This is a genomic window from Microbacterium sp. (genome assembly GCF_030149085.1).
Classification (GTDB): Bacteria; Actinomycetota; Actinomycetes; order Actinomycetales; family Microbacteriaceae; genus Microbacterium.
The window spans coordinates 1-4,875 of the sequence record NZ_JASBSF010000238.1 but is presented as its reverse complement, the minus strand read 5'-3'; the positions used below and the strand labels follow the sequence as shown (position 1 = coordinate 4,875).

General features: G+C 69.6%; 5 protein-coding genes. 1 reads left to right on the top strand and 4 read right to left on the bottom strand.

The features are described from left to right. The 3 genes from Q1V87_RS09755 to Q1V87_RS09745 all read right to left on the bottom strand — a co-directional run. Positions 1-446: ATP-binding cassette domain-containing protein (locus Q1V87_RS09755; RefSeq protein ID WP_300592087.1), on the bottom strand; the 446-nt coding region annotated here is incomplete at its 3' end. A 22-nt stretch (positions 447-468) separates the two neighbouring features. Beyond that, positions 469-1,458, bottom strand: a complete 990-nt coding sequence (locus Q1V87_RS09750; RefSeq protein WP_300592085.1) for a sortase — start codon at positions 1,456-1,458, stop codon at positions 469-471. Continuing rightward, positions 1,455-2,219, bottom strand: a complete 765-nt coding sequence (locus Q1V87_RS09745) for a hypothetical protein (RefSeq protein WP_300592083.1) — start codon at positions 2,217-2,219, stop codon at positions 1,455-1,457. The genes Q1V87_RS09750 and Q1V87_RS09745 overlap by 4 nt, the downstream gene beginning before the upstream one ends. An 86-nt stretch (positions 2,220-2,305) precedes the next feature. On the opposite strand from Q1V87_RS09745, the gene Q1V87_RS09740 reads away from it, so the two are divergent. Next, entirely contained in the window at positions 2,306-3,574 is a 1,269-nt protein-coding gene (locus Q1V87_RS09740; protein ID WP_300592081.1) for a DUF4143 domain-containing protein, read from the top strand. Positions 3,575-3,579: 5 nt separating this feature from the next. Here the strand turns inward: Q1V87_RS09740 and Q1V87_RS09735 are convergent, their stop codons facing one another. Next, positions 3,580-4,734, bottom strand: coding sequence for a hypothetical protein (locus tag Q1V87_RS09735; protein ID WP_300592079.1), 1,155 nt, complete (start codon positions 4,732-4,734; stop codon positions 3,580-3,582). Positions 4,735-4,875: the final 141 nt, after the last annotated feature.

Sequence of the window (4,875 nt, the reverse complement as noted above, 5' to 3'; positions counted from 1 at the left end):
ACGAGCTCGTGCATCCGGTTGAGGATGCGCAGGAACGTCGACTTGCCGCATCCGGAGGGCCCGATGAGCGCGGTGACCTGGCCTGCGGGCATCGTGAGCGAGACCCGCTCGAGCACCTTGTGACTGCCGAACCAGGCCGAGATCTGGTCGGCTTCGAGAGTGGAGAGCTCGCGGGGCGGATGCGGCGCGGCCAGCGCCTCGGCGATCTCGGTGTCGGCGTCAGCGACAGTCTCGGGCGCGGGCTCGGGAAGCGGCGGCGGGGTGCGCGTCTCGCCGGGTGCAATGACGGCGGTCGCGGTGTCATCCGGTGAGGTGCCGTTCCTGGATGCGGCATCCGTCGTGATCGCGTCGTCGATCGGCATCCGCGCAGCAGTCAACTCCGCGGACTCGACGAGGGACGAGTGCACTTCGGTGATGTCGTCGGGGGCGGTCGGTTCAGTCGTCATAGTCATCTTTCGTCGGGGGGCGTCAAAGCAGGTTCGGGAGGGCGTTCATCACGATGTCGGCGGTGACGACACCGAGGGCGACGAGCACGGGAACGCCGACGAGCCAGGCGTGCCACCGGCCCCAGCGGGTCCACAACCACCACATGCCGATTCCGGCGGCGGCGAAGAACACGAACGCGAAGAAGGCGGCGAACCAGGCACTCGGGTCCTGGCCCATGGCCCGCTCGGCAGGCGGAAGAGCCGCGTAGCCCATGACCCGGCTCGGGTTCTGCTGCCTCTTCGAGACCAGTTCGGCGTCGACGTGCAGGACGCCGGAGGGGAAGAGGGCTAGTCCGTCGGCGGTCTGCAGTTCGAGGCGGCCCTTGTTCGCCGCGAGGTCGGGCGGCATGGGGTCGCCCGCGCGGCGCAGACCGAAGACGCGGTAGGTGTTAACGCCCTGTCCGGTGGTGATGGTGATCTCGTCGCCCGGCGCGAGCCGGTACAGCTGCGAGAACGGGCCGCCGTAGGTGGACTGGCGGCCGAGAATGACCGCCAGTCCTGCCTGGCCGGGCATGACACTGTCGCGACGGTGCCCGATGCCTGAGCGCAGCACTTCTCCCGACGAGCCCTCGAGCACGACTTCACTCAGACCTATCGAGGGGGCGTCGAGGAGCGCGACCGGGGTTCCCAGTTCGACCATCTCGTCTTCGCTCACCAGTTGCCCGACCGGGGTCTCGGCCTTGGCGAGCGAGGTGCGCAGGTCACCGTAGGCGATCGTCTGCGCGCGGTAGTGCTGAAAGGCCGAGAACGCGGCGACGTGCGCGACGAACCCGAGCAGCAGCAGGGATACCGTGAGGATCATGGCTCCCGCCCACCACCGTCCGTCGCGCGGGGCGAGCGGGCGCGGCGGTGGGGGCAGCCGCGGGCGCCGGGGCTTGCGCGGCGGCTTGGGTGGTTTGGGCGGCGCCGGCTCGATCTGCACGGGGGCCACGACCCCGGATGCCTCGGGCGGTGCCTGTTCGGTGATCGTCATGCGGCGCTCGCCTCGGGGGCGGGGGCGCGCATCGTGCGGATGAGCCACCAGGTGCCGAAGGCGGCGAGGACCGCAAGGAGTGCTCCCCCGATCCACCACGCCCACACCGGCACGCCCTGCACATCGGGGGCGGCAGCGGTTGCGGCGCTCGCGACCACGATGCTCGCCGACGCGACCTTCTTCGACTCCCACCCGGTCAGCTGCACGGTGTGGGCTCCGGCGGGCAGATCGCTAGGCAGCTGGAAGGACTGCGTGAGGGTGCCCGCGGCATCGGCGGGGAAGTTGCCGATCAAGACTGGGTCGGAATACAGCACGAGCTGCACCTTCTCGTTCGGGGTGAACCCCGAGAAGCTGACGGTGATCGTGTCGCCCGCGTCGTAGGCGGTCTTGTCGACGCTTGCTTGCTCGGCCGTGGTCGAGGGGGTCTTGCCGATCGTGGGTTCGACGGGGCCGGTCGTCCCGCCTCCCGATTCGGTCGAACTGCTCCCTCCGGTACTTCCCCGCGTACCGGAGGTGCCACTCGACGACCCTCCGGTCGTGCTGGACCCACCGTTCGATCCGCCACCCTGCGACCCGGTCGAGGGCGAGGGGGTCGCCGACGCAGTAGGTGTTGCGGTCGGCACGGTGACACTGACGGTTGCTGCGCCGCTCGGCGCGGGTGTCGGTTCGTCGGCAACGGCTGAGGTGAGCGGCACCGCGAGGCCCGCGACGACAAGGGTGGCACCGGCGGCGAACAGCCGGAGCGAGGGGATGCGGGTCATCGGACCGCCTCCATTTCCTGGGATCTGTAAAGCGAAGTACCTGGGATTTGTAAAGTAGAAACCCCGGGATCTGTAAAGTAGCGAGCGTGGAAACCTATCGGAGACGGATCGTCGACGACGAGCTCGACGCCGTGTTCCCCGCCCTCGCGGCGATAAGCCTGGATGGGCCGAAGGGTGTGGGGAAGACGGCGACGGGGAGTCGACGCGCGGCGACAGTCCTGCCGGTCGACCGCGCCGATGTCGCCGAACGGCTGGCCGCCGACGCGGACCTTCTCACTCGCGCGGCCAAGCCCGTCCTGCTCGACGAGTGGCAGCGGGTGCCCGAAACATGGGATCTCGTACGCCGTGCCGTCGACCGCGACCGCAGCGGGGGCCAGTTCCTGCTGGCGGGCAGCGCCGCCCCGGTGGTCGCTCCCGTCCACTCGGGAGCGGGCCGAATCGTGAGCTTGCGAATGCGACCACTCTCGATCGCGGAACGAACGGGCGACCGGCCGCCAATCTCGCTGTCGGCACTGCTCACCGGCACCGGCGAGATCGCGGGCGAAACCGGATGGCAGCTGCCGGATTACGTCCGCGAGATCGTGGCATCGGGGTTCCCGGGGATCCGTGACCTGCCCGATCGGGCGAGACGGCTCGCGCTCGACGGTTACCTGGCCCGAATCGTGGAACGTGACATGGTCGAGCAGGGTTTTCGTGTACGCGCTCCCGCGTCGCTGCGTGCGTGGATGCGTGCGTACGCGTCGGCGACGAGTTCGACCGCCAGTTATACGACGATCCTCGACGCTGCGACAGTCGGCGAGTCCGACAAGCCCAGTCGTCCGACGACGGTTGCCTACCGTGATGTGCTCAGCCAGCTCTGGCTGCTCGATCCGGTGGAGGCCTGGCGTCCGCTCGGCGCAGACCTTGGTCGACTGTCCTCCGCACCGAAACATCACCTCGCCGATCCCGCTCTCGCAGCGCGACTGATGGACCTCGACGAGGCCGCTCTGCTCGAGGTGCGAGCGCACGCGATGATCGGTCCCCAACACGGTGCCGCGCTGGGTCGCCTCTTCGAGGGCCTCGTGACCCTCAGCGCCCAGACCTACGCGCAAGCGGCGGAGGCTCGCCTCTTTCACCTGCGCACTCAGGATGGCGCGCACGAAGTGGATCTCGTGCTCGAGAGCCGTGGCCGCGTCGTCGCCATCGAGGTGAAGCTGACAGCGTCGGTGGATGATCGTGACGTGCGCCACCTGGTGTGGCTCAGAGACCGGCTCGGAGATCGCCTTGCCGACGCGCTGGTTCTCACGACCGGACCAGCGGCGTACCGGCGTCGCGATGGCGTCGGCGTCGTCCCACTCGCCCTGCTCGGGCCGTAGCACCCTCATCGGACGGGCTCGCTCTCGTCGCGCGCTTCGCTCTCGTCGCGGGCCTCGGCGCGGATCTGGTCGGCGTAGGCGGCGAGGTCCTCGGCGAGACGCTGCCGGGAGCGGCGACGCAGCACGACGATCAGCACGATGACGCCCGCGATGACGGCGAGGATGAGCAGCAGCATCCACGGGATCGCCCAGGTGATCGCCGAGCTCGAGACCGCCGCAGGCAGCGGGTCGGTGTCTGCGAGGCTGTCACCGGGAAGGGGCGTCACCGTGATGTCGGCGAACAGCAGCAGCAGCGGCGCGACACCGGCGACCTGTGCGGTCACGTGCGCGGTGCCGCCGGGCACGATGTTGCGCACGGGGTCGAGCTGGACGGTGCCGAAGTCGATGCCGAACGGCCCGGTCAGGTGCACTGCCGGTTGCGCCGACAGGCGTGTGTTGCCGGTGTTGAGGATGTCGAAGCCGACGAATCCCGTGCCCGCACCGATGGGGTTGAGAGTTCCCTCGTACCCGGCGACGGCGCCCTGGATGCCGAGCTGCGGCGTCAGCGGACCGTCGACGCGCAGGTAGATGCGCGTGCCGACACGGTTCTCTTGCACCACGGAGGTGCCGCCCGATGAGGCGGGTGTCGTGTACGAGGCGACGATGCCGGCGGCGTGGTCGCCGGGCGTGGCATCCTGCGGCACGACGATCGTGAAGGGGATGTTCTGCGTGGTTCCGGGATCGACGGTCACCGACACACCGAGGGATGCGGCGCAGGCCGCTTCGGCATCGTCGTTCGTGTCGGCGCAGGCGCTTGCGCCGGTGTCGATCGTCGTCCAGCTGCCGAGGTCGGTGGAGGCCTGGTCGGAGCCGATGAGGGTGAACGAAGCGGTGTCGTAGTCGGTGGTTGCGTCGGCGGCGTAGACACGGAAGGTTGCGGGCACGGCCGAGTCGTTGACGACGCCGACCCAGTCGGTGATGGTCGTGCCGGGCGCGACCTGGTAGGTGAAGGCGGTGCGCCCGTCGGGGCCGGATGGTGTCGAGGGCTGGATGCCCCACGTGATGTCGCCCTCCTCGGCACGGGCTGCCGGAGTGTCGAAGGCGACGGCAGACGCGAGCAGGAGGGCGGCGATCGCGAGCAGGCCGGTCACGGCGCGGGTCGGGTGTGCGCGGGCGGTCATTGTTCTCCGGTGCGGGATGAGGCTGTTCATGCAGGAGCGGGTGGCCCCTCGCGCCCCCGAGCGCGACGGGCCACCCCAGGGAGGGATGCTCAGATGAGCGTCAGGGTGAGGGTTGCGGTGTAGTCACCGGCGGGGGCATCT

What these genes read in the sequence shown, in the direction of transcription:
- Q1V87_RS09750 (WP_300592085.1), bottom strand. Translation starts at nt 1,458, where the DNA reads ATGACGATCACCGAACAGGCACCGCCCGAGGCATCCGGGGTCGTGGCC.
- Q1V87_RS09745 (WP_300592083.1), bottom strand. Translation starts at nt 2,219, where the DNA reads ATGACCCGCATCCCCTCGCTCCGGCTGTTCGCCGCCGGTGCCACCCTT.
- Q1V87_RS09735 (WP_300592079.1), bottom strand. Translation starts at nt 4,734, where the DNA reads ATGACCGCCCGCGCACACCCGACCCGCGCCGTGACCGGCCTGCTCGCG.